At 70.1% G+C, this 22,166-nt stretch carries 21 protein-coding genes; 19 read left to right on the top strand and 2 right to left on the bottom strand.

The window, feature by feature from the left end:
* Nucleotides 1–58 precede the first annotated feature (58 nt).
* Together CAL24_RS15285 and CAL24_RS15280 are read left to right on the top strand one after the other, a co-directional pair.
* The gene (locus CAL24_RS15285) at nucleotides 59–1,018 is read left to right on the top strand and encodes a Bug family tripartite tricarboxylate transporter substrate binding protein (protein WP_094807120.1); all 960 of its coding nucleotides are present in this window, start codon (nucleotides 59–61) and stop codon (nucleotides 1,016–1,018) included.
* 88 nt (nucleotides 1,019–1,106) lie between these two features.
* Entirely contained in the window at nucleotides 1,107–2,288 is a 1,182-nt protein-coding gene (locus CAL24_RS15280) for an acetyl-CoA C-acyltransferase family protein (protein WP_028354113.1), read from the top strand.
* Between the two features lie 66 nt (nucleotides 2,289–2,354).
* Here the strand turns inward: CAL24_RS15280 and CAL24_RS15275 are convergent, their stop codons facing one another.
* Nucleotides 2,355–3,125 carry an IclR family transcriptional regulator gene (locus tag CAL24_RS15275; protein WP_094807119.1) on the bottom strand — a complete coding sequence of 257 codons (771 nt, stop codon included), beginning with the start codon at nucleotides 3,123–3,125 and terminating at the stop codon, nucleotides 2,355–2,357.
* A gap of 93 nt (nucleotides 3,126–3,218) precedes the next feature.
* Between CAL24_RS15275 and CAL24_RS15270 the strand changes: the two genes are divergently transcribed.
* The 14 genes from CAL24_RS15270 (at nucleotide 3,219) to CAL24_RS15205 (ending at nucleotide 18,793) form a co-directional block, all read left to right on the top strand.
* Nucleotides 3,219–4,022, top strand: coding sequence for an enoyl-CoA hydratase (locus CAL24_RS15270; protein ID WP_094807118.1), 804 nt, complete (start codon nucleotides 3,219–3,221; stop codon nucleotides 4,020–4,022).
* Nucleotides 4,019–6,097, top strand: a complete 2,079-nt coding sequence (locus CAL24_RS15265; RefSeq protein WP_094807117.1) for an acetate--CoA ligase family protein — start codon at nucleotides 4,019–4,021, stop codon at nucleotides 6,095–6,097. Before CAL24_RS15270 ends, CAL24_RS15265 begins: the two co-directional genes overlap by 4 nt.
* Nucleotides 6,098–6,124: 27 nt before the next feature.
* Entirely contained in the window at nucleotides 6,125–7,093 is a 969-nt protein-coding gene (locus tag CAL24_RS15260) for a tripartite tricarboxylate transporter substrate binding protein (protein WP_094807116.1), read from the top strand.
* Between the two features lie 11 nt (nucleotides 7,094–7,104).
* Nucleotides 7,105–8,286, top strand: coding sequence for an acyl-CoA dehydrogenase family protein (locus CAL24_RS15255; RefSeq protein WP_094807115.1), 1,182 nt, complete (start codon nucleotides 7,105–7,107; stop codon nucleotides 8,284–8,286).
* A gap of 5 nt (nucleotides 8,287–8,291) precedes the next feature.
* Complete coding sequence (locus CAL24_RS15250) at nucleotides 8,292–9,356, top strand: acyl-CoA dehydrogenase (RefSeq protein WP_094807114.1); 1,065 nt, start codon at nucleotides 8,292–8,294, stop codon at nucleotides 9,354–9,356.
* A gap of 44 nt (nucleotides 9,357–9,400) precedes the next feature.
* On the top strand, nucleotides 9,401–10,177 hold the full coding sequence (locus CAL24_RS15245) for a spermidine synthase (protein WP_094807113.1): 777 nt from the start codon (nucleotides 9,401–9,403) through the stop codon (nucleotides 10,175–10,177).
* Between the two features lie 113 nt (nucleotides 10,178–10,290).
* Complete coding sequence (locus tag CAL24_RS15240) at nucleotides 10,291–11,073, top strand: GntR family transcriptional regulator (RefSeq protein ID WP_028354105.1); 783 nt, start codon at nucleotides 10,291–10,293, stop codon at nucleotides 11,071–11,073.
* Nucleotides 11,021–12,322: a malonyl-CoA decarboxylase domain-containing protein gene (locus CAL24_RS15235; protein ID WP_170947090.1), complete on the top strand. Its 1,302-nt coding sequence runs from the start codon at nucleotides 11,021–11,023 to the stop codon at nucleotides 12,320–12,322. The genes CAL24_RS15240 and CAL24_RS15235 overlap by 53 nt, the downstream gene beginning before the upstream one ends.
* Nucleotides 12,323–12,329: 7 nt before the next feature.
* Complete coding sequence (locus CAL24_RS15230; RefSeq protein WP_028354103.1) at nucleotides 12,330–13,124, top strand: enoyl-CoA hydratase/isomerase family protein; 795 nt, start codon at nucleotides 12,330–12,332, stop codon at nucleotides 13,122–13,124.
* 5 nt (nucleotides 13,125–13,129) lie between these two features.
* Nucleotides 13,130–14,671, top strand: a complete 1,542-nt coding sequence (locus CAL24_RS15225; RefSeq protein ID WP_094807112.1) for a malonate--CoA ligase — start codon at nucleotides 13,130–13,132, stop codon at nucleotides 14,669–14,671.
* Between the two features lie 175 nt (nucleotides 14,672–14,846).
* Nucleotides 14,847–15,830, top strand: coding sequence for a Bug family tripartite tricarboxylate transporter substrate binding protein (locus tag CAL24_RS15220; protein ID WP_094807111.1), 984 nt, complete (start codon nucleotides 14,847–14,849; stop codon nucleotides 15,828–15,830).
* Nucleotides 15,831–16,019: 189 nt separating this feature from the next.
* Complete coding sequence (locus CAL24_RS15215) at nucleotides 16,020–16,994, top strand: ABC transporter substrate-binding protein (RefSeq protein WP_028354098.1); 975 nt, start codon at nucleotides 16,020–16,022, stop codon at nucleotides 16,992–16,994.
* A 111-nt stretch (nucleotides 16,995–17,105) separates the two neighbouring features.
* The gene (locus CAL24_RS15210) at nucleotides 17,106–17,996 is read left to right on the top strand and encodes an ABC transporter permease (RefSeq protein WP_094807110.1); all 891 of its coding nucleotides are present in this window, start codon (nucleotides 17,106–17,108) and stop codon (nucleotides 17,994–17,996) included.
* Nucleotides 17,997–17,998: 2 nt separating this feature from the next.
* Nucleotides 17,999–18,793: an ABC transporter ATP-binding protein gene (locus tag CAL24_RS15205; RefSeq protein ID WP_028354096.1), complete on the top strand. Its 795-nt coding sequence runs from the start codon at nucleotides 17,999–18,001 to the stop codon at nucleotides 18,791–18,793.
* Between the two features lie 30 nt (nucleotides 18,794–18,823).
* On the opposite strand, the gene CAL24_RS15200 is transcribed toward CAL24_RS15205, so the two are convergent.
* A complete protein-coding gene (locus CAL24_RS15200) occupies nucleotides 18,824–19,630 on the bottom strand; it encodes a TOBE domain-containing protein (RefSeq protein ID WP_094807109.1) in 807 nt (268 codons plus the stop codon).
* A 136-nt stretch (nucleotides 19,631–19,766) separates the two neighbouring features.
* Between CAL24_RS15200 and CAL24_RS15195 the strand changes: the two genes are divergently transcribed.
* From CAL24_RS15195 to CAL24_RS15185, 3 genes are all read left to right on the top strand, one after another.
* Nucleotides 19,767–20,354, top strand: a complete 588-nt coding sequence (locus tag CAL24_RS15195) for a DUF4136 domain-containing protein (protein ID WP_094807108.1) — start codon at nucleotides 19,767–19,769, stop codon at nucleotides 20,352–20,354.
* Complete coding sequence (locus tag CAL24_RS15190; protein ID WP_094807107.1) at nucleotides 20,351–21,535, top strand: DUF3734 domain-containing protein; 1,185 nt, start codon at nucleotides 20,351–20,353, stop codon at nucleotides 21,533–21,535. Before CAL24_RS15195 ends, CAL24_RS15190 begins: the two co-directional genes overlap by 4 nt.
* Nucleotides 21,536–21,716: 181 nt before the next feature.
* Entirely contained in the window at nucleotides 21,717–22,097 is a 381-nt protein-coding gene (locus CAL24_RS15185; RefSeq protein WP_038853367.1) for a helix-turn-helix domain-containing protein, read from the top strand.
* The last annotated feature ends 69 nt before the right edge of the window (nucleotides 22,098–22,166 follow it).

Below are 22,166 nucleotides of genomic sequence, written 5' to 3'. Positions count from 1 at the left end.
TGCCTACCCTTGGGTCCGCGCGCATGGCCGTGCGCGCCGATAATCCAGGAGACAACCCATGAACCGCTTTTTCCGGCTGGCCGCGCTGTTGTGCGCGGCCTTGCTGCCGCCGGCCGCGCGTGCCGCATACCCCGAGCAGCCCATCCGCCTGGTCGTGTCGTTTCCGCCGGGCAGCGGCACCGACAGCAACGCCCGCTATGTGGCGCAGCAGATGGAGGTCCGGCTGGGCGTGCCGGTATCGGTGGAGAACCGGCCGGGCGGCAACAGCTTCATTGCCGCGCAGGCGGTCGCCACGGCCCGGCCCGACGGCTACACGCTGCTGCTGGCCAGCAACTCGCCGGTGGCCACCAACGCCGCCATGTTCAAGCAACTGCCGTACGACCCCGTCAAGGACTTCGCGCCGGTCGCTCGCCTGGGCTTCGGCGCGATGGCGCTGGCGGTGCAGGCCGGCGCGCCTTACCGGAGCGTGGCCGAGCTGGTCGAGGCGGCGCGCCGCGCGCCGGGCAAGCTGAATTACGGCAGCGGCAGCGCCTCGTACCAGATCGCCACCGAGCTGTTCCTGTCGATGGCCGGCATCGAGGCCACGCACGTGCCTTACAAAGGCGCCGCGCCGGCGCTGACCGACCTGGCCGGCGGGCAGGTGGACCTGGTGTTCGCCGACTACGGCGCGGTGATCCCGTTCGTGCAGGCCGGCAAGATGCGGCTGCTGGCCGTGACGGGCCACCAGCGCCTGCGCAGCGCGCCCGATGTGCCGACGCTGCAGGAGTCCGGCTTCGACGGCTACTACATGGTGAACTGGACCGCCGCCTTCGCGCCGGCCGGCACGCCGGCGGCCGTGATCGACAAACTGTCGCGCACCCTGGTGGACATCTACCGCACCGCCGACGCCGAAGCGTTCCTGGCGCGCACCAGCTGGGAAGCCTTCCCCGCCGGGGCCGCGGAGCTGGGCGAGTTCCAGCTTGCGGAGATCCGCAAGTGGGCCGACGCGGCCGAGCGCGCCGGCATTCCCAAGCAATAGCGCCGCCTGGGGGACGGGCTTGGACGCCATGTTGCACCGCACAGTATGATGGGGCTATCCACGTTTGGGATCGCACAGGAGGAACACCATGAATGAAGTCATCGTCGCCGCAGCCGCCCGCACCGCCATCGGCGATTTCGGCGGCGCATTGAAGGACGTCCCGCCCATCGACCTGGGCGCCGCCGTCATCAAGGAAGCGCTGGCGCGCGCGGCGGTCGGGGGCGACGAGGTCGGCCACGTCGCCGTGGGCCACGTCATCAACACCGAGCCGCGCGACATGTACTTGTCGCGCGTGGCCGCCATGAACGCCGGCATCGGCAAGGAGACGCCCGCGTTCAACGTCAATCGCCTGTGCGGGTCGGGCCTGCAGGCCATCGTGTCGGCCGCGCAGACCATCATGCTGGGCGACGCCGAGATCGCCGTGGGCGCCGGCGCCGAAAGCATGAGCCGCGCGCCGTACATCGCGCCGGCGCAGCGCTGGGGCGCGCGCATGGGCGACGCGGCGCTGCTGGACATGATGACCGGCGCGTTGTCCGATCCGTTCGGCCGCATGCACATGGGCGTCACCGCCGAGAACGTGGCCGCCAAGTTCGGCATCAGCCGCGCCGACCAGGACGCGCTGGCGGCCGAATCGCACCGCCGCGCGGCGGCCGCCATCGAGGCCGGCCGGTTCCGCGAGCAGATCGTGCCGTTCGTCATCAAGACGCGCAAGGGCGAGGTCACGTTCGACACCGACGAGCATGTGCGGCGCGACGTCACGGCGGAAGGCCTGGCGGCGTTGAAGCCGGTGTTCCAGAAAGAGAACGGCACCGTCACCGCCGGCAACGCCTCGGGCCTGAACGACGGCGCCGGCGCCGTGGTGCTGATGAGCGCCGCGGCGGCGGAGCGGCGCGGCGTCAAGCCGTTGGCGCGCCTGGTCGCCTACGCGCATGCGGGGGTCGATCCCACCATCATGGGCATCGGCCCGGTGCCGGCCACCCAGGCGGTGCTCAAGCGCGCCGGCCTGACCGTGGACCAGCTCGACGTGATCGAAGCCAACGAAGCCTTCGCGGCGCAGGCTTGCGCGGTGTCGCGCGAACTGGGCCTGGACCCGGCCAAGGTCAACCCCAATGGCAGCGGCATCAGCCTGGGCCATCCCATCGGCGCGACCGGCGCCATCATCACCGTGAAGGCGCTCTACGAACTGCAGCGCGTGCAGGGCCGCTATGCCCTGGTCACCATGTGCATCGGCGGCGGGCAGGGCATCGCGGCGGTGTTCGAGCGCGTCTAGCGCCTCGCGAGGCGCCGCGCCCCCCTGGGGCCTGGCGCCTGTCCCCCCCGGGCGCCGGCGCTGTCGCTACAGCCCGGCGTATTCCCGGCTCCATGCGCGGCACTCGGCGCGCAGCAGTTCTCCCATCTCGACCCGGCGGCTGGCGTCCAGCCGGCTGCTGATCGCGCCGAAGCTCACCGCCACCCAGGTCAGCGCCGACACCGGAAAGGCCACGCCCACGCCGGACACCCCCGGCGTGATCGTGTCCACGATCGTGGCGTAGCCCGCCTGGCGCGCCTGGCGCACCATCTTGGCCAGCCCCGTGCGCGTAAAGCCCGCCTGCGCATAGAGCGGCGCGTGCCGCTCGTACAGCAGCGCGATCTCGTCGTCGTCCAGGCTGGCCAGCAGCGCCAGTCCGCCCGCGCCGATGCCCAGCAGGCGGCGCTCGCCCTGGTCGATGGTGAACACCTTCACCGGAAAGCTGCCGGCCTCGCGCAGCAGGCATAGCGCGTAGTCGCCCTGGCGGATCACCAGGAACACCGTGTCGCCCGACAGGCGCGCCAGCTTCTGCGCGAACGGGCGCAAGGCGTCCAGCAGCGGCGTATGGCGCAGCGAGGCGAAGCCCAGTTGCATCGAGTCGACCCCCAGCCGGTACTTGCGGCTGGCCGGATCGCGCTCGGCGAAACGTTCTTCCAGCAGGCAGCTCAGCAGGCGGTGCGCGGTGGAACGTTCCAGCCCGGTGCGCGCCATGACGCCTTGCAGGTCGATGCCGTCTTCCTGGTGCTGGGCCAGCACCCGCAGCAGGGCCAGCGCGCGCCGCATGCTCTGGGTGCCGCCGGTCGATTTAGAGGTGTTCATATTGTGGGATAAATTAAACGAATATTTTGTATTCTAGGAATGGCAGGGCGTAAATTCAATTCGGCCGAGCATGACAACGGACGAGGAGACTTCATGGAATACGCCACTCTCGCTGTGCAACAGCACGGCGCGGTCTGCCGCATCAGCCTGGCGCGCCCCGCTGCGCGCAATGCGCAAAGCCAGCAGATGCTGGATGAACTGGACCAGGCGCTGGCGCGCGCCGCCGACGACCCGGCCGTACGCGTGGTGGTGCTGGCCGGGCAGGGCGCGCATTTCTCGGCGGGCCACGACCTGAAAGAAGCGCAGGCCAAGCGCGCCGACTTCACCGTCGAGGAACGCTGGGCCTATGAATCGCAGCGCTATTACGGCTATTGCCTGCGCATCTGGGATTTCCCCAAGCCCACCATCTCCGAGGTGCAGGGCGCCTGCGTGGCGGGCGGCTTCATGATCGCCAACATGTGCGACCTGGTGGTCTGCGCCGACGACGCCTATTTTTCCGACCCGGTCGGCCATACGCTGGCGGCGGCCGCCACCGAGGTGCTGATCCATCCGTGGGTGATGGGCCTGCGCAAGGCCAAGGAAATGCTCTACACCGGCGAGAAGGTCGGCGCCGAAGAGGCGTTGCGCATCGGCATGGTCAATCGCGTGGTGCCGCTGGCCGAGCTCGAGGCGGCCACGCTGGCCCTGGCGCAGCGCATCGCCCAGGCGCCGCCGTTCGGCCTGAAGCTGGTGAAGCGCTCGCTGAACCGCACCGCCGACGCGCAGGGCTTCCGCACCGCGCTGGCCGCGCATTTCGACACCCACCAGCTGTCGCACCTGACCGAGGAATACCGCGTGGTGCGCGAGCGCGGCCTGGCGCAGGCCATCCAACGCAACAAATCGGGCGGTGCCGCATGACGCATCGCCTGGAACCCTTGCTGAACCCCGCCTCGATCGCGCTGATCGGCGCCAGCGGCGACGCGGGCCGTATCGGCGGCATGCCGCTGGACCTGCTGACCCGCTTCGGCTATGGCGGACGGATCTTCCCCGTCAATCCGAAGTACCAGGAAGTCTTCGGCCTGCGCTGCTGGCCCGACATCGAATCGGTGCCGCAGCCGGTGGACCTGGCCGTGCTGGCGATCGGCGCGGCCGAGGTGACGCCCATGCTCGAGCGCTGCCACGCCCGCGGCGTGCGCGCCGCCATCGTCTACGCGGCGGGCTTCGCCGAGGCCGGCGGCGCGGGCGCGCGCCTGCAGCAGGAGCTGGAACAATTCGCGGCCGCGTCCGGCATGGTGGTGGCCGGGCCCAACTGCATGGGGTTCGCCAACCTGAATACGCAAGCCCATACGGCATTCGCCTCGGTCTTCAAGACCGCGCCCATGCAGCGGGAGCCGGGCAAGGTCAGCCTGCTGACGCAAAGCGGCAATGTCTGCGCCGCGGTGTATGCGATCGCGCGCCGCCTGGACCTGCCGTTCTCGCAGTTCATCAACACCGGCAACGAGGCCTGCGTCGATTTTTCGGCCTACCTGGACTACCTGGCGCAAGACCCGCATACCGAGATCGTGCTGGGCTACCTGGAGCAGTTGCGCGACGGGCCCGGGTTCGTGCGCGCCTGCCGCGAGCTCGAGCGGCGCGGCAAGGTCCTGATCGCGTTGAAGGCGGGCGCCACCGACAAAGGCGCGCAGGCCGTGCGCTCGCACACCTCGGCGCTGGCCGGGGACCAGCGTGTCTATAGCGCGGCGTTCCGGCAATTGGGCGTGATCGAGGCCGGCGACTTCGCGCAAATGGCGCAGCTGGCCGGGCTGGCCATGCTGCGGCATCGCAGCGCCGGCCGGCGGGTCGCGGTGCTGACCATGTCGGGCGCGCTCGGCGCGATCCTGGCGGATCGTTTCGTGGCGGCCGGCCTCGACCTGCCGGAGCTGCCGCAGGACCTGCAGGCTACCCTGCGCGGCGGCATTCCCGATTACGGCATGGTGGGCAACCCGGTGGACGTCACGGGCAATGTGGTCAACAACCCGGGTTTCGTGCGCGCCGCGCTGCAGGCCCTGGCCACCTCCGACGCGATCGACGCCGTGGTGGTGTATGCGCCCGGCTACATGCTGGACCGCATGGCCGAGGCGCTGGCCGACGTGGCGCGCGCGCATCCGCGCCTGTTCGCCGCCATCGACACCGGCGCGGCGCAGTGTCGGCAGGCGTTGCGCGAGGCCGGCGTGGCGGTATTCGACGACCTGGGCCTGGCCGTGTCGGCGCTGGCGCCGTTCCTGGCGTGGTGCGAGGCGCGCAAGCGCCCGCATGATGCCGGCGCGCCCGCGCCTATCGCGCCGGACCTGCCGCCGCTGCCCTGTAACGAGGCGGCCGCGCGCGCTTACCTGGGCCGCTTCGGCCTGGCCGATGCGGCCCGCGTCGCGCGCGACGCCGACCAGGCGGTGGCGCTGGCCGGCGAGCTGGGCTACCCGGTGGCGTTGAAAATCCTCAGCGCCGACATCGCGCACAAGACCGAAGCCGGCGGCGTCGCCCTCGGCCTGGCCGACGCGGCCGCGGTGCGCGCCGCCCACGCGCGCCTGCATGCCGCCGCCGCCCGCCATGCGCCGGGCGCGCGCCTGGACGGGATGCTGGTCCAGCGCATGGAGCGCGGCGTGGCCGAGCTCATCGTCGGCGCCACGCGCGACCCGGTATTCGGCCCGGTCCTGACCGTGGGCCTGGGCGGCGTGCTGACCGAGCTGTATGGCGACACCAGCCATCGCGTGCTGCCCATCGGCCTGGAGGAGGCCGGCCGCATGCTGCGCGAGCTGAAGGTGTTCCCGTTGCTGGACGGTTATCGCGGCAAGCCCAGGGCCGATGTGGCCGCGGCCTGCCGGGCGATCGTGGCAGTGGGCGATGCGCTGCTGGCATCGCCGGGCGCGGCGGAGATCGAAGTGAATCCGCTGCTCGTCAAGGAGGCGGGACAGGGCGTCGCGATGCTGGACGCGCTGATCCTGCCGCATTCGCAGTAATCCATCGTTTCACAAGGAGGAGACCCCATGTTGAAAAAAATGCTGGCCGGCATCGCACTGGCCATGGCGGCCGCGGGCAACGCGGCCTGGGCGCAGGACAATTACCCGTCCCAGCCGGTGCGCATCGTCGTGCCGTTCTCGCCGGGCGGGGCGACCGACATCATGACGCGCCTGGTCGCCGACCATCTCGGCGCCGAACTGGGCCAGCCCGTGATCGTCGAGAACAAGCCCGGGGGCGGCACGCTGATCGCGTCCGACTATGTGGCGCGCGCCAAGCCCGACGGCTACACCTTGTTGATGGCGGCCTCGTCGCTGGGCATCGCACCCAGCATTTATGCCAAGGTCAACTACGACCCCGTGAAGGATTTCGCGCCGGTCAGCCAGGTCGCTTCGGTGGTGCACGTGCTCGAAGTGCATCCCTCGGTGCCGGCCAAGACGGTGAGCGAGCTGATCGCCTACCTGAAGGCGAATCCCGGCAAGCTCAGCTACGGGTCGGTGGGCACGGGCAGCTCGACGCACCTGGAAGCGGAACTCTTCAAGCACATGGCCGGCGTGGAGATGGAGCACATCCCCTACAAGGGCAGTTCGCCGGCCCTGACCGACCTGGTCGCCGGCCGCCTGCAAGTCATGTTCGACGCCTGGGCGTCGTCCGGGCCGTTCGTCAAGGAAGGCAAGCTGCGCGCGCTGGCCGTGACCACCGCGCAGCCCTCGGCCTCGGTGCCCGAGCTGCCCACCGTGGCGGCGTCCGGCCTGCCGGGGTATTCGGCCATGCCGTGGCTGGGGCTGGTCGCGCCGGCGGGAACGCCCGCCCCCGCGATCGACAGGCTGTACCAGGCGGTGTCCCGGGTGCTGCGGCGCGACGATGTCAAGCGCAAGTTCGCCGACCTGGGACTGGATATCATCGGCAGCGACCCCAAGGCCTTTGCGGCGTTCATCCAGCAGGACATCGCCACCTGGGGCAAGGTCGCGCGCGATTCCAGCATCCGCCTGCAATGAGGCGCGCCGGCATGGAACTGGACGCGCTGCAGGACGATGAAGCTTTCCGCCTGGGCCTGCGCGAATGGCTGGCGGCCGCGTACGCCGGTTTCGTGGCCGGCTGGCCCGGCCGGGCCGACCCGGCCAGCCTGGATTTCCGCCAGGCCTGGGAAGACGCCCTGTGTGCGGCCGGCTGGGCCGGGCTCGGCTGGCCGCGCGAGTATGGCGGCCGCGCGCTGCCGCTGCGCCGGCAGGCCATCTTTCACGAAGAGCATGCGCGCTGCGGCGCGCCGCTGGGCGTCAACCTGATCGGCCATGGCATCCTGGCGCCGACCTTGCTGCATTTCGGCACGGAGGAGCAGAAGCGCCGGTTCCTGCCCGGCATCCTGTCCAACCGCGAGGTATGGTGCCAGGGCTATTCCGAGCCGGGCGCCGGGTCCGATCTGGCGGCCGTGCGCACGCGCGCCGAACCCGGCGCCGGCGGCTATGTGCTCAATGGCCACAAAATCTGGACCTCGTTCGCCGACCGCGCCCACTGGTGCTTCGTGCTGGCGCGCACCGACCCGCAGGCGCCGCGCCATCGCGGCCTGAGTTTCCTGCTGGTGGACATGCGCGACCCGGGCGTGCGGGTCGAGCCCATCCGCCAGCTGACCGGCGAGGCCGAATTCTGCGAAGTGTTCTTCGAGCAGGTGCGCGTGCCGGCCGAATGCCGGCTGGGCGAGGAGAACCAGGGCTGGCGAATCGCCATGGCGGCGGCCAGCTTCGAGCGCGGCACTTACTTCATCCCGCGGCTGGTGCGGTTCGCCCAGGAGCTGCAGCAGGTCCGCGCCTTGGCGCTGCGCACCGACGCGGCCGGCAATCGCCCGGCCGACGACGTGGCGCTGCGGCGGCGCTGGGCGCGCCTGTCGGCCGACAGCCATGTGCTGGCGCTGAAATCGCAACGCGCCCTGCAGGCCGCGCTGCGCGGCGACCCACCCGGCCCGGAAGGGTCGTCGACCAAGGTCCATTGGAGCGAGGCGCATCAGCGCCTGCTCGGCCTGGCCATGGATATCCTGGGACCGCGCGCCGGCCTGGCGCAGGCCGGCGGCGACGCGCAAGACGCGGGGCTGGTGCGGACCTATCTCTGGTCGCGCGCCGAAACCATTCTGGCGGGCACTTCCGAGATTCAACGCAACATCATCGCGGAGCAGGTGCTGGGCCTGCCCAAAGGCTGACGCGCATGACGACCGACGCGCACGAGATCGAAAGCATGCTGGCGGATGCCGCCCGCCGGCTCCTGGACGAGCGCCATCCGCCCGCGCGGGCGCGCGACGCCGACGCCGGATTCCGCGCGGCTCTGTGGGGCGAACTGGCGGCCATGGGATGGCCGGCGCTGCTGTTGCCCGAAGCCGCCGGCGGCATGGGGCTGGGCCTGGCCGCGGCATGGACGCTGGCCGGCGAGGCCGGGCGTCATCTCCTGGGCGTGCCGCTGGCCGCCAACCTGGCATGGCTGCCCGGATTGCGCGCCGCCCGGCCCGAGGCGGCGCTGCTGGATGCCTGGCTGGCCCCGGTGTTGGCTGGCCAGGCTTACTATGCGCCGGCCGCCGCGCAGGCGGACGGGACGCTGCTGGTGGAGTATGCCGCGCCGGGAACGCTGGCGCTGGCGCTGCGCCGCCCGGCGCCCGACCGCATCGAGATCGAATGCCACACGGTGGCCGACGCAGTCATTGGCACGGGCCTGGATCCCGCCATCGGCACGGCCCGCATCCCGGGTGGCGCGCCGGTGCGCCGCGCCGCCCTGGCGCTCGACGAGGCCGGCTGGAGCCGGCTGTGCCAGGGCTACCGCCTGCTGCGTAGCGCCGAACTGCTGGGCGCGGCCGGCGCCGCGCTGGACGCGGCGGCCGCGCACGCGCGCGAGCGTCAGCAGTTCGGCCGGCCGATCGGCGCCAATCAGGCGATCAAGCACAAACTGGCCGACGACTGGATGGCGCTGGACGATGCCGGCCTGGCCGGCCGGGCGGCGGCGCAGGCGCTCGACCGGGACGCGCCGGCCGGGGAGGCGGCGCACGCCTGTGCCGTGGCCGAACTGCTGGCGGTCGAGGCCGGCCGGCGCGCGGCCGAGAACGCCATCCAGGTGCATGGCGCGCTGGGCATTGCGTGGGAATGCGATATGCACCTGTTCCTCAAGCGCGTGCTGCATATCGCCGGCATGCTCGACAGCGGCCGCCGGCGCGGCGAACTGCTGGACCTGCTCTGGCGCGCCGACGGCGAGGATCCGGCCGCGCGCGCGTCCCTGGCGGCGTGAGCGCGGCGCGGGCGGAGACGGCGCGCGCTCGCTACAATCGCGCGATGCCCGCCCGTACCGCTCCCGCACCGTCCGACCAGCCCACGCTTTCCGAAGCCGACGGCATCCGCTATTTGCACTTCGGCACCGAATGGATCCAGGGCGCCATGCGCATCAAGGCGCCGGCCGAGCTGGTGCTGGAATACACCGCGCAGATGATGGCGTGGCTGCTGTTCCTCGAGCCGCCCCAGGAGGACGACGCGTCGATCGGCCTGCTGGGCCTGGGCGCGGGGTCGTTGGCGCGCTTTTGCCTGAAGCACACCCGCAGCCCCCTGGTGGCGGTGGAATGGAACCCCCAGGTGACGGCGGTGTGCCAGATGTTCTTCCGGCTGCCGGCCACCGCGCGCCTGGCGGTACAGCACCAGGACGCGGCGGCCTGGGTCGCCGATGCGCGCAATGCCGGGCGCTGCCCGGTGCTGATGGTCGACCTGTACGATGCCTCGGCGCGCGGGCCGGTGCGCGACTCGGTGGCGTTCTACCGCGATTGCCGGCGGGTGCTGGGCGAAGTCGGGGTGCTGTCGGTCAACCTGTTCGGCCGGCACGAGAGCTTCGGCCGCAATATCGACAACTTGCGCGCGGCGTTCGACGATCGCATCGTGCTGCTGCCCGAGATCGACGCCGGCAACCAGATCGTGCTGGCGTTTACCGGCCCGCCGCTGGCCATCACGCCGGCACAGTTGCTGGCGCGCGCCGAGACGGTGGAGAGCCGCTACGGCCTGCCCGCGCGCCGCTGGGCCCGCTCCCTGGCGCGCCACGCCGTGGCGGGCGTACTGCACTTCTGATTTTCGGGCCCAAGGGATTGTCCCGATGGGGGCGGGGGTTTCGCGCAAGCCCGGGACCGGGTATGATGGGTTTTCCATAATTATGAATTACAGGATGCCCGCGCGGGCCCCTCATGACCGCTCCTATCGTCCGGCAAGCGCTGTACCTGGAGGTCGCCGACCGGCTGCGGGGCATGATCCGCGCGCGCACCCTGGCCAGCGGCGAATGGATCGACGAAACCCGCCTGACCGGCCTGCTGGGCATTTCCCGCACGCCGCTGCGCGAGGCGTTGAAGGTGCTGGCCACCGAAGGGCTGGTGCGGCTGGAGCCGCGCCGCGGCTGCTTCGTCAATGAGCTGTCGCTGCAGGACCTGGAAGATATCTTCCCGTTGATGGCCATGCTGGAAGGGCGCTGCGCCCACGAGGCCGCGCTCAAGGCCAGCGACGCCGACCTGGCCGCGCTCGAGCCGCTGCACCAGGCGCTGCGCGAGCATGCCGCCGCCGGCCGCGTCGACGCCTACTACGACACCAACTTCCTCATCCACGAGGCCGTGCAAGGCCTGGCCAACAATCGCTGGTTGTCCGACATGGTGGGCAACCTGCGCAAGGTGCTGAGCCTGTTCCGCCACAAGAGCCTGTCCGTGCCCGGGCGCATCAATGAGTCATGCGCCGAGCACCTGGCCATCTTCGCCGCGCTCAAGGCGCGCGACCCGGAGGCGGCCGAAGCGCTGGCGCGCAAGCACCTGCTGCGCCAGCTCGACGCGCTGCGCCTGTTGGCGCGCCAGGACGCCGACCCCATCCCCCAGGCCGACGCCGCTGCCGCGCCGGCCTTGCATCCCTCATCCGCACCACAGGAGGCTGCCCATGCCCGCCCTAGATCCCAGTCCGCTCGCTCGCGGCGCACGGCCGCAGGATAGCGATTCCGCCGCCCCGGAAGACGCCGGCGGCACGGAAAGCAATGGCCTGATGGCCCGCCTGGGCCGCCTGTGGGACCGCGGACGGCTGCCTGGCGCCGCCGAGATCGCGCCGCTGTTCCAGGCGCGCCTGACCGACGTGGCCGCCAACAAGCTGGCGCGCAGCTGGTGCGCGGCCTATAGCGCCGCCGACGGCAAGCGGCGGCGCGAACTGCTGGGCGGGCTGGCCCAGGTGGGCGCCGACCTGGAGCCGCGCGGCGACCACGGCACCAAGCTGTTCAAGCGCTTCAATGCCTTGCCGGACGGCCTGCGCTTCCTGGTGGCGCTGCGCGCCGACATGCTGCGCTGGCGCAAGCAGGTGGCCGGCCTGCAGGCGCTCGACAAGGACCTCGAAAGCCTGCTGGCGGCCTGGTTCGACGTCGGCCTGCTGGAACTGCGGCCCCTGACCTGGGACTCGCCCGCCTCGCTGCTGGAAAAGCTGATCATCTACGAGGCCGTGCATGAAATTCGCTCATGGGACGACCTGCGCCACCGGGTGGCGCCCGACCGTCGCTGCTATGCGTATTTCCATCCGCAAATGCCCGACGTGCCGCTGATCTTCGTCGAAGTGGCTTTTGCCACGCAGATGGCGGACAACGTGCAGTCCCTCCTGGATACCGCCGCGCCGCCGCAAGACCTGGACAAGGCGCGCTGGGCCATTTTCTATTCCATCTCCAATACCCAGCCCGGGCTGCGCGGCATCAGCTTCGGCAACTTCCTGCTCAAGCGCGTCATCGAACGCCTGCTCGAAGAGCTGCCCAAGCTGCGCTCGTTCGCCACCTTGTCGCCGATCCCGGGTTTTGTCGATTGGCTGTCGCGCCAGAGCGCGCAGGAAGTAGAAGCCATCGTGCGCGACAAGGACCGCGCCCGCGCCGGCGCGCCCGACGGCGCCCGCTGGGTGGCGCGGCTGGCCCGGGCGGCCGCCGGCAAGTCATCCGAAGTGGTGCAGCGCGCCGGCCTGCGGCTGGCCGCGCACTACCTGCTCGCCATGAAGAACGGCCAGCCGCTGGACCCGGTGGCGCGCTTCCACCTGGGCAACGGCGCGCGCGTCGAACGGCTGAACTGGGCCGCCGATACCTCGGCCAAGGGCCTGGGCCAGTCCTGCGGCATGATGGTCAACTATCTCTACGACCTGGACGACCTGGACGACAACCTGGTGCGGCTGGGCGAGGGCAAGCCGCGCATCAGCCGCGGCATTGCCCGCATCGGGTAGGGCGGCCATGTCTGCCACGCCGACTTCCGGGCGGGTCCTGCTGGCGCGCGAAGGCCCGCTGGCCTGGGTCACGCTGTCGCATCCGGGCCGCCTGAACGCCATCACGGTGGCCATGTGGGGCGAACTGCGCGAGGTGTTCGGCACGCTCGCGGCGGACGATGGCGTGCGCTGCGTGATCGTGCGCGGCGCCGACGGCCAGTTCGCCGCCGGCGCGGACATCCGCGAGTTCCCGGCCGTGCGCGGCACGCCGGCACAGGTGCGGCATTATCACCAGCACATCCTGGCGCCGGCGCTGGCCGCCGTGGCCGAGTGCCCGCACCCGGTGGTGGCGCAGATCGACGGCGTATGCGTCGGCGGCGGGCTGGAGATCGCCTGCCAGTGCGACCTGCGCATCGCGGGCGCCTCGGCGCGCTTCGGCGTGCCGATCAACCGGCTCGGCTTTCCCATGGCGCCCGATGAAATGCGCGGGCTGCTGGCGCTGGCCGGCCGGGCCGCGACGCTGGCGATCCTGCTCGAGGGCCGCGTGTTCGGCGCCGACGAAGCGCTGGCGCTGGGCCTGCTGACGCGCGTGGTGCCCGATGCGGACGTGGCCGGTCAGGCGCGCGCCAGCGCCGACCGCATCATGCGCGGCGCACCGCTGGCCGCGCGCATCAACAAGCGCCAGGCGCGCCGCCTGCTGCAGGACGCGCCGCTCGACGAAGCCGACTATCAGGATTTTTTTGCCTATGCCGGCAGCCGCGACCACAGCGAAGGCGTCGACGCCTTCCTGGCGGGCCGCCCGCCGGTATTTACTGGAGACTAAAAAAGGTGAGCAACGCCAATCTGTACACCGTGCTGGAAAGCGGCTTCCCGGCCGACCGCAGCCAGGTTGCCCTGGAAACGCCCGAGCTGTGCTACACGTGGGACGACATCGACCATGCCAGCGCCTGCCTGGCCAATCTGCTGGCCTCGCTCGGCCTGCCCGAGGGCGCGCGCGTGGCCGTGCAGGTCGAGAAGTCGCCCGAGGCGCTGCTGCTGTACCTGGCCACGTTGCGCGCCGGCTATGTCTATCTGCCGCTGAACACCGCCTACCGCGAGGCCGAGGTCGAGTACTTCCTGGGCGATGCCGAGCCGGCCGTGGTGGTGTGCGCCGGCAAGAACCTGGATTGGATGCGGCGCGCGGCCGACAAGGCCGGCACCGCGCACCTGTATACGCTGAATGAGGACCGCAGCGGCAGCCTGCTGGAAGCGGCCGGCGGGCTGAGCCAGTCGTTCGCCACGGTGCCGCGCCGCGCGGACGACCTGGCCGCCATCCTGTATACCTCGGGTACCACCGGCCGCAGCAAGGGCGCCATGCTGTCGCACGGCAACCTGGCCTCCAACGCCCGCGTGCTGCACCGCTACTGGGGCTGGCGCGCCGACGACGTGCTGCTGCACATGCTGCCGATCTTCCACGTGCATGGCCTGTTCGTGGCCTCGCATGGCGCGCTGCTGGCCGGCGCGCGCATGATCTGGTTGCCCAGGCTGGACGTGGACCAGGCGCTGCGCTACCTGCCGCGATGCACTGTCATGATGGGCGTGCCGACCTATTACGTGCGGCTGCTGGCCGATCCGCGCTTCACGCGCGCGGCCTGCGCCGGCATGAGGCTGTTCATTTCCGGTTCGGCGCCGCTCCTGATGGAAACCTTCAACGAGTTCCGCGAGCGCACCGGCCACACCATTCTCGAACGCTACGGCATGAGCGAGACCGTCATGCTCACCTCGAACCCGTACGATCCCGCCGACGGCGAGCGCCTGGGCGGCACGGTGGGCAAGGCGCTGCCCGGCGTGCAGGTGCGCGTGGTGGACGACGGCGGCGCCGCCCTCGGCGCTGGCGAGATCGGCAACGTGCAGGTGCGCGGGCCCAATGTGTTCGCCGGCTACTGGCGCATGCCGGAAAAGACCCGCGAGGAATTCACCGCGGATGGCTGGTTCCGCACCGGCGATGTCGGCCGCTGGGGCGGCGAATCCGGCGGGCGCGCGGTGCCGGACGACTACCTGTCCATCGTGGGGCGCAGCAAGGACCTGATCATCTCGGGCGGCTACAACGTCTACCCGAAGGAGATCGAACTGATCATCGACGAGATGCCGGGCGTGTCGGAGTCGGCCGTGATCGGCGTGCCGCACCCGGATTTCGGCGAGGCGGTCGTGGCCGTGGTCGTGCCGCGCCCCGGCGCCGCCGTCGACACGGCGGCCATGCAGGCCGAGCTGAAGGCGCGCATCGCCAATTTCAAGGTGCCAAAGCAAATCCACCTGGTCGACCAGCTGCCGCGCAACACCATGGGCAAGGTGCAGAAGAACGTGCTGCGCGCGTCGTACCAGGCGGCGTAGCGCCCACCCCGCCCATATACATATAGATAGCAGACAGAGCGGCCGGCAGGCCGGCCGCTCCTCGACAACCCGATCCGCGAGGAGGAACTTCCGCACAGGCATACCAGGCAACACCCTGACGACAACTACAAGACAAGCAAGCAGCCCGACGAGCTGTATCAATCGAGGAGACGAAATGAATCATTCCCTTTTGCGCGCCCTGGCCGCCACGGCCTTGCTGGGCGCCACGACTGCCTTGACCCCGGCGGCGGCCGCCGCCGACTGGCCGGACCGTTCCATCACGCTGATCGTGCCGTTTCCCGCCGGCGGCGGCACCGACACCTTCGCCCGGCCCCTGGCCCAGCAGCTCAGCGGCCAGCTCGGCCAGACCGTGGTGGTGGACAACAAGGGCGGGGCGGGCGGCACGGTGGGGGCCGGCGTGGCGGCCAAGGCCAAGCCGGACGGCTATACATTCTTCATGGGCGGCGCCCACCATGCCGTGGCACCGTCGCTCTACAAGAACCTGAGCTACGACATCCAGAAGGATTTCGTGCCCGTCGCGTTGCTGGCGCAGCCGCCGCAGGTGGTCGTGATCAACACGTCGAAGTTGCCGGTCAACACGCTGCAGGAGTTCATCGAGTATGCCCGCAAGCACCCCGGCGAAATCAATTTCGGCACGGCCGGCAAGGGCAGCACGCACCACCTGGCCGGCGAGCTGTTCGCCATGCAGACCGGCATCGATCTGGTGGACGTCCCGTACCAGGGGGCGGGGCCAATGCTGTCGGCCCTGATCGGCGGGCAGGTCGACATGGCGTTCGACGGGCTGGGTTCGTCGGCGGGCCATATCCGCGCCGGCAGCATCAAGCCGCTGGCCGTGGCCTCGGCCGAGCGCTCGCCGTCGTTCCCCGACGTGCCCACAGTGGCCCAGGCCGGCGTTCCCAACTACGAGGTCTCGACCTGGTATGCGCTGTGGGCGCCCGCGGGCACGCCCAAGCCGGTGGTCGACAAGATGATCGCCGAAGTCACCAAGGCACTGAACACGCCCAAGATTAAGGAGGTCTGGGCGGGCAACGGTTCGGGCATTCCGGACCTGACGGGGGAGCGCTTCGGCGCTTTCGTCGACAGTGAAATTGGCCGCTGGGCCAAGGTGGTCAAGGACTCCGGCGTTTCGCTGGATTGACCCCGTGCCGCCCGGCCCGCCGCGACGGGCCGGGCGCTTGTTCGTGCACCATTTTAGGGATTTCCCGCGCCGCAAAGCCCCCCGCGACACGTTAGACTTAGCGGTTTCACGGACCGGGCAGGCCGGCGGGAAGCCGCCGGTACCGGCGTGATAATAATCAAACACCAGAAGGTGCAAGGAGTTGACCCTATGCTGATCGGAAAAAAACATTTTCTGACGGTGGGCGCAGTGGCGGCGGCGCTGGCTATCCAGGCCGCTCCTGTTGCGGCGCAGCAAAAATCGGTGGCCGTGACCGCCATCGTGGAACACCCGGCGCTCGACGCCGTGCGCGACGGCGTGCAGGACGCCCTGAAGCAGGCCGGCTACGAGCCCGGCAAGAACCTCAAATGGCAATACCAGAGCGCCCAGGGCAACACCGGCACGGCCGCCCAGATCGCCCGCAAGTTCGTGGGCGACCGCCCCGACGCCATCGTCGCCATCGCCACCCCGTCCGCGCAGTCGGTCGTGGCGGCCACCAAGGACGTGCCGGTGGTGTATTCCGCCGTCACCGATCCGGTCGCGGCGCAACTGGTGCCCAGCATGGCAGCCTCCGGCACCAACGTCACCGGTGTGTCCGACCTGCTGGCGCTCGACAAGCAGATCGAGCTCATCAAGAAGGTCGTGCCCGGCGCCAAGCGCGTCGGCATGGTGTACAACCCCGGCGAAGCCAACTCGGTCGTGGTGGTCAAGCAGTTGCAGGAATTGCTGCCCAAGGCCGGCATGACCCTGGTCGAGGCCGCCGCGCCGCGCACGGTCGACGTGGCCTCGGCCGCGCGCAGCCTGATCGGCAAGGTGGACGTCATCTACACCAACACCGACAACAACGTGGTGTCGGCGTATGAATCGCTGGTCAAGGTCGGCAACGACGCCAAGATCCCGCTGGTGGCCTCCGACACCGACAGCGTCAAGCGCGGCGCCATCGCCGCCCTGGGCATCGACTATCGCGACCTGGGCGTGCAGACCGGCAAGATCGTGGTGCGCATCCTGAAGGGCGAGAAGCCCGGCGCCATCCCGTCCGAGACCAGCTCCAACCTGCAGCTGTTCGTCAACCCGGGCGCCGCTGCCAAGCAGGGCGTGACCCTGTCCGACGCGCTGCTGAAGTCGGCCGCCGAAGTCATCAAGTAACGCGGCGCGGGCCGGCCCCCTCATTGGGGCCGGCGGCGCCGGTTGTCCCACCGAACACACCCAAGGCAGTGCCGGCCGGGTTCACGAGACCCGGTCAGCCAGACTCGATTCATGTCCCTGTTCTCCTTGCTCGGCGCCCTGGAAATCGGCTTGATTTTCAGCCTGGTGGCGCTGGGCGTATTCATATCCTTCCGCCTGCTGCGCTTTCCCGACCTGACCGTCGACGGCAGTTTCCCGCTGGGCGGCGCCGTGGCGGCCACCCTCATCGCCGGCGGCGTCGACCCGTTTTTGGCCACCATCGCGGCCACGGCGGCCGGCGCGGTGGCGGGCCTGATCACCGGCTGGCTCAACGTGCGGCTGCGCATCATGGACCTGCTGGCCAGCATCCTGATGATGATCGCGCTGTACTCGGTCAACCTGCGCATCATGGGCAAGCCGAATGTGCCGCTGATCACCGAGCCCACCGTGTTCACCATCCTGCAGCCCGCATGGCTGAGCGACTACGTCGCGCGCCCGCTCATCCTGGTGGGCGTGGTGGTGGCGGTCAAGCTGCTGCTGGACTGGTTCCTGGCCACCCAGACCGGCCTGGCCATGCGCGCCACCGGCTCCAACGGCCGCATGGCGCGCTCGCAGGGCGTCAATACCGGCGGCATGATCCTGGCCGGCATGGCGCTGTCGAATGCGCTGGTCGGCCTGGCGGGCGCGCTGTTCGCGCAGACGCAGGGCGGCTCCGACATCTCCATGGGCATCGGCACCATCGTCATCGGCCTGGCCGCCGTCATCGTCGGCGAAAGCATCCTGCCGTCGCGCAAGCTGGTGCTGGCCACGCTGGCGGTGATCCTGGGCGCCATCGTCTACCGCTTCTTCATCGCGCTGGCGCTCAACAGCGAATTCATCGGCCTGAAGGCCCAGGACCTGAACCTGGTCACCGCGGTGCTGGTCACCATCGCCCTGGTCATTCCCATGGCCAAGCGCCGCCTGGTCGGCAAGAAAGGAGCCTGAGCATGCTGCGCGCACAAGACCTGAAAATCACCTTCAACGCCGGCACGCCCATCGAGACGCGGGCGTTGCGCGGGCTGTCGCTGGAGATCCCCAGCGGCCAGTTCGTCACCGTCATCGGCTCCAACGGGGCCGGCAAGTCGACCTTCCTCAATGCCGTCTCGGGCGACCTGCCGGTTGACGAGGGGCGTATCGAGATCGACGGCGCCGACGTCACCCGCAAGCCGGTCTGGGAACGCTCCGGCCGGGTGGCGCGCGTCTTCCAGGACCCGATGGCCGGCACCTGCGAAGACCTCACCATCGAGGAAAACATGGCCCTGGCCCAGCTGCGCGGCACGCGGCGCGGCTTCGGCCGCGCCGTCAAGGCGTCCATGCGGGAAGGCTTCCGCGAGCGCCTGGCCACGCTGGGCCTGGGCCTCGAGAACCGCCTGACCGACCGCATCGGCCTACTGTCCGGCGGCCAGCGGCAGGCGGTCAGCCTGTTGATGGCCGCGCTGCAGCCGTCGCGCATCCTGCTGCTCGACGAACACACCGCGGCGCTGGACCCGCGCACCGCCGATTTCGTCCTGCAGCTGACCGCGCGCATCGTGGCCGAAAGCAAGCTGACCACCATGATGGTCACGCACAGCATGCGCCAGGCGCTCGACGTGGGCGACCGCACCGTGATGCTGCACCAGGGCCAGGTGGTGCTGGACGTGTCCGGCGACGAGCGCAAGGGCATGGACGTGCCGGACCTGCTCGCCATGTTCGAGCGCGTGCGGGGCGAGAAATTGTCCGACGACGCCTTGCTGCTGGGATGACCGGCCGGGCGCCGCCCCGGCGCGCCCGGTTCAGGCCACCACGCCCAGGATCACGCTGGAGGCATTGAACACCGCCAGCGCCGCCGCGCCCGGCGCCAGTTTCAAGGTTTCGGCGCTGTCCTGGGTGATGATGGCAACGAGGGTGCCGCCGCCCGGCAGGTCGAGGATGACCTCGCTGTTGACCGCGCCCGGGCGTACGGCGGCGACGGTCGCGCGCAACTGGTTGCGGGCCGACAGCTTCAGGCCGTCGCCGGGCAGGGCGATCATCACCGACGGCGCCTTGATCAGCGCGATCACCTCGGCGCCGACCGCCAGCGCCAGTTCGGCGGTGCTTTCGTGGGTGATGGTCGCGACGATTTCGTGGCCGCCGGCAATGCGCAGCGCGATTTCATCGTTGACCGCGCCGGGGCGGATGGCGCTGACGGTGCCCAGCAGCTTGTTGCGGGCGCTGGTCTTGAGCATGATGCGTCTCATCAGGTTCAGATCGCCGGCGGCGTCCAGGCCGGCCTGGGCCAGGTGGGCCATGACGCGCCGGTGCTCGGTTTCCAGCGCCTGGAAGGTGGCCACCAGCCTGCGGGCGCGCTCGGTCAGCCGCGCGCCGCCGCCGCCCTTGCCGCCGGTGGCGCGCAGCACCAGCGGCTCGCCCGCCAGGTTGTTCATGGTGTCGATGGCGTCCCAGGCGCCCTTGTAGCTCATGCCCACCGCGCGCGCCGCCGCGCTGATCGAGCCGGTGGCGTCGATCTGCAGCAGCAGGTCGATGCGGTTCTTGCCGCCCCAGGTCTGGGCGCCCGCGCGCAGCCAGATCGAGCCGTCGAGTTCCAGGGGAGGATAGGTCATGGCGCCGGAAAGGAAAGCAGGGCATAGTGTAGCGGCCGGGCGCGGGCCTGCAAGATGCAAATGAGATCGTATTGCAAGTTCGTAGCCTTCGTGGCATGATGCCTGCGCGATCAGCCCCCATCCTGCGGAGACCACCATGAAAAGCACCGCGTTATTTCCCGCCCTGGCCGTCGCCGGCCTGCTGTCGGCCTGCGCCTCCGGTCCCACCGTGCGCAGCGACTACGACCACGGCGCCGACTTCGGTCGCTACCGCAGTTTTGGCTTCATGTCGCCGCTGGGCACCGACAAGGCCGGCTACAGCACGCTGCTCACCGAACGCCTGAAGTCCGCCACCCGCGCGCAGATGGAAATGCGCGGCTACACCTACGCGGAACAGTCGCCCGACCTGCTGGTCAATTTCAACGCCAAATTGCAGCAGAAGACCGAAGTCACGCCGGCGCCGCCCGGCCCGTACTACGGCTACCGGGCCGGCTTCTACGGCGGCTGGCCCGGCTACGGCTGGGGCAGCGACGTCTACCAGTACACCGAGGGCACCCTCAACATCGACCTGGTCGATGCCCGGCGCAAGCAGCTCGTCTGGGAAGGCGTGAGCGTGGGCGTCATCGACGACCCGACCCAGGCCTCGTCCGCGCAGAACGTCGACGCCAGCGTGGCGCAGGTGTTCGCCCGCTATCCGTTCCGCGCCGGCAGCGCCGCGCCGCAGCAGCCCTTGCCGGCCAAATGACCGGCAAGGCCACCTCCCGGCGCCGCCCGGCGGCGCCGGCCTACGATACCGTGGCGCTGGTGCTGCAGGGCGGCGGGGCGCTGGGTTCGTACCAGGCGGGGGTCTACCAGGGGCTGCACGAGGCCGGCATCCGCCCCAACTGGCTCGCCGGCATCTCCATCGGCGCCATCAACGCCGCCATCATCGCCGGCTCGCCGCCCGACGAACGGGTCGAGCGCCTGCGCGGCTTCTGGGAAAGCATCTGCCGGCCCACCGGGTTTTCGGCGCTGCCCTGGGGCGATGCGCTGGCCGGCATGTTCCAGGGCATCCCGTTCGGCTTCGGCTCGCCGGCCATGAATGGCCAGCTCGCCGCCTTCCATGCGCTCATGTCGGGCCAGCCGGGCTTCTTCAAGCCGCGCTATCCGCCGCCATACTGGCTGCACGGAGGCGGGCCGGCCGCCACCAGCTTCTACGACACGACGCCGCTGGCCGATACCCTGCGCCGCTACGTCGATTTCGATCTCCTCAACAAGGGCGGGGTGCGCGCCAGCTTCGGGGCGGTCAACGTGCGCACCGGCAACTTCGCCTATTTCGACAGCACGCGCACCGAACTGCGGGTCGAGCACATCATGGCCTCGGGGGCCCTGCCGCCGGGCTTTCCGGCCGTGGAGATCGATGGCGACTACTACTGGGACGGCGGCGTGGTCTCGAACACGCCGCTGGCGCACGTGCTGTCGGTCCATCCCATGGCCGACACGCTGGCTTTCCAGGTCGACCTCTGGCCGGCGCGCGGGCCGCTGCCCACCAACCTCGAAGAAGTGGCCGAGCGCCAGAAAGACATCCAGTATTCCAGCCGCACCCGCACGGTGACCAACAATTTCCAGCGGGTGCTCAAGCTGCGCCGCAGCCTGCAGCGCCTGCTCGAGCGCCTGCCCGAACACGAACGCAACAGCGCCGCGCTGGCCGACATCCGCGAGCAGGCCTGCACGCCGGCGGTCAACGTGATCAACCTCGTCTACGAGGCCAAGCACTACGAGCGCAACTCGAAAGACTACGAGTTCGGCACCGAAGCCATGCGCGAGCACTGGCACAGCGGGCTGTCCGACATCCAGCGCACCCTGTCCGACCCGCGCGTGCTCGAACGGCCGCCGGCCGACCAGAGCTTCGTCGCGCACGACGTCCACCGGCCCGCGCACGGCTGAAGCGCGGCACCCCGGCGGCCGGTCGCGGCGCCGCGTATCGGAACAGTCCTATTTTGTACCCGTCCGTGCGACGGGCCGATGCCCCGCGGGTAATCTTTCGTATGGACGGGCAACCCGGTGTGCCGTCCTGTAGGCGCACTGTCGCGCCGCAGCAACGCGCTGTCATTCCCCTGATGCCACCATGGTCGTTTCCCCGCCTCCCGCTCCCGCCTCCGATCATTCCCTTGCCCGCGTGGTGTTCGCGCATCGCAGCGGCAGTGATGGCTGGTGGAGCCTGCTGTACCAGGGCTGGGTGCTGGTCACGCCGTCGGGCCAGCGCGTCAGCCTCACCAGCACCGAACGCGCCTGCTTCCTCTGCCTGCTGGCCAACCCGCAGCGCGAGCTCACCCGCCAGGCCCTGATGCAGGCGGTGCCGCAGGCCAGCCTGCGCACCATCAATGTCTCGATCAGCCGCCTGCGCAAGAAGGTGCGCGCCGCCGGCGCCCGGCTGCCGCTGCACACCGTCCACGGCATGGGGTACGTATTCCTTGGCAACCTGGTGGCCGAGTCGAGCTCGTCGTAAGGCAGGAATACAGTGCGCAATACAGTAAGTATGCGCGAAAAGCTGTCGTTTTAAGACAAAAATACGGTA

It is taken from the genome of Bordetella genomosp. 2 (genome assembly GCF_002261345.1).
Classification (GTDB): Bacteria; Pseudomonadota; Gammaproteobacteria; order Burkholderiales; family Burkholderiaceae_B; genus Bordetella_A.
Note: the sequence above shows the minus strand (reverse complement) of the source record. Positions and strands in the feature narration are given on the sequence as shown.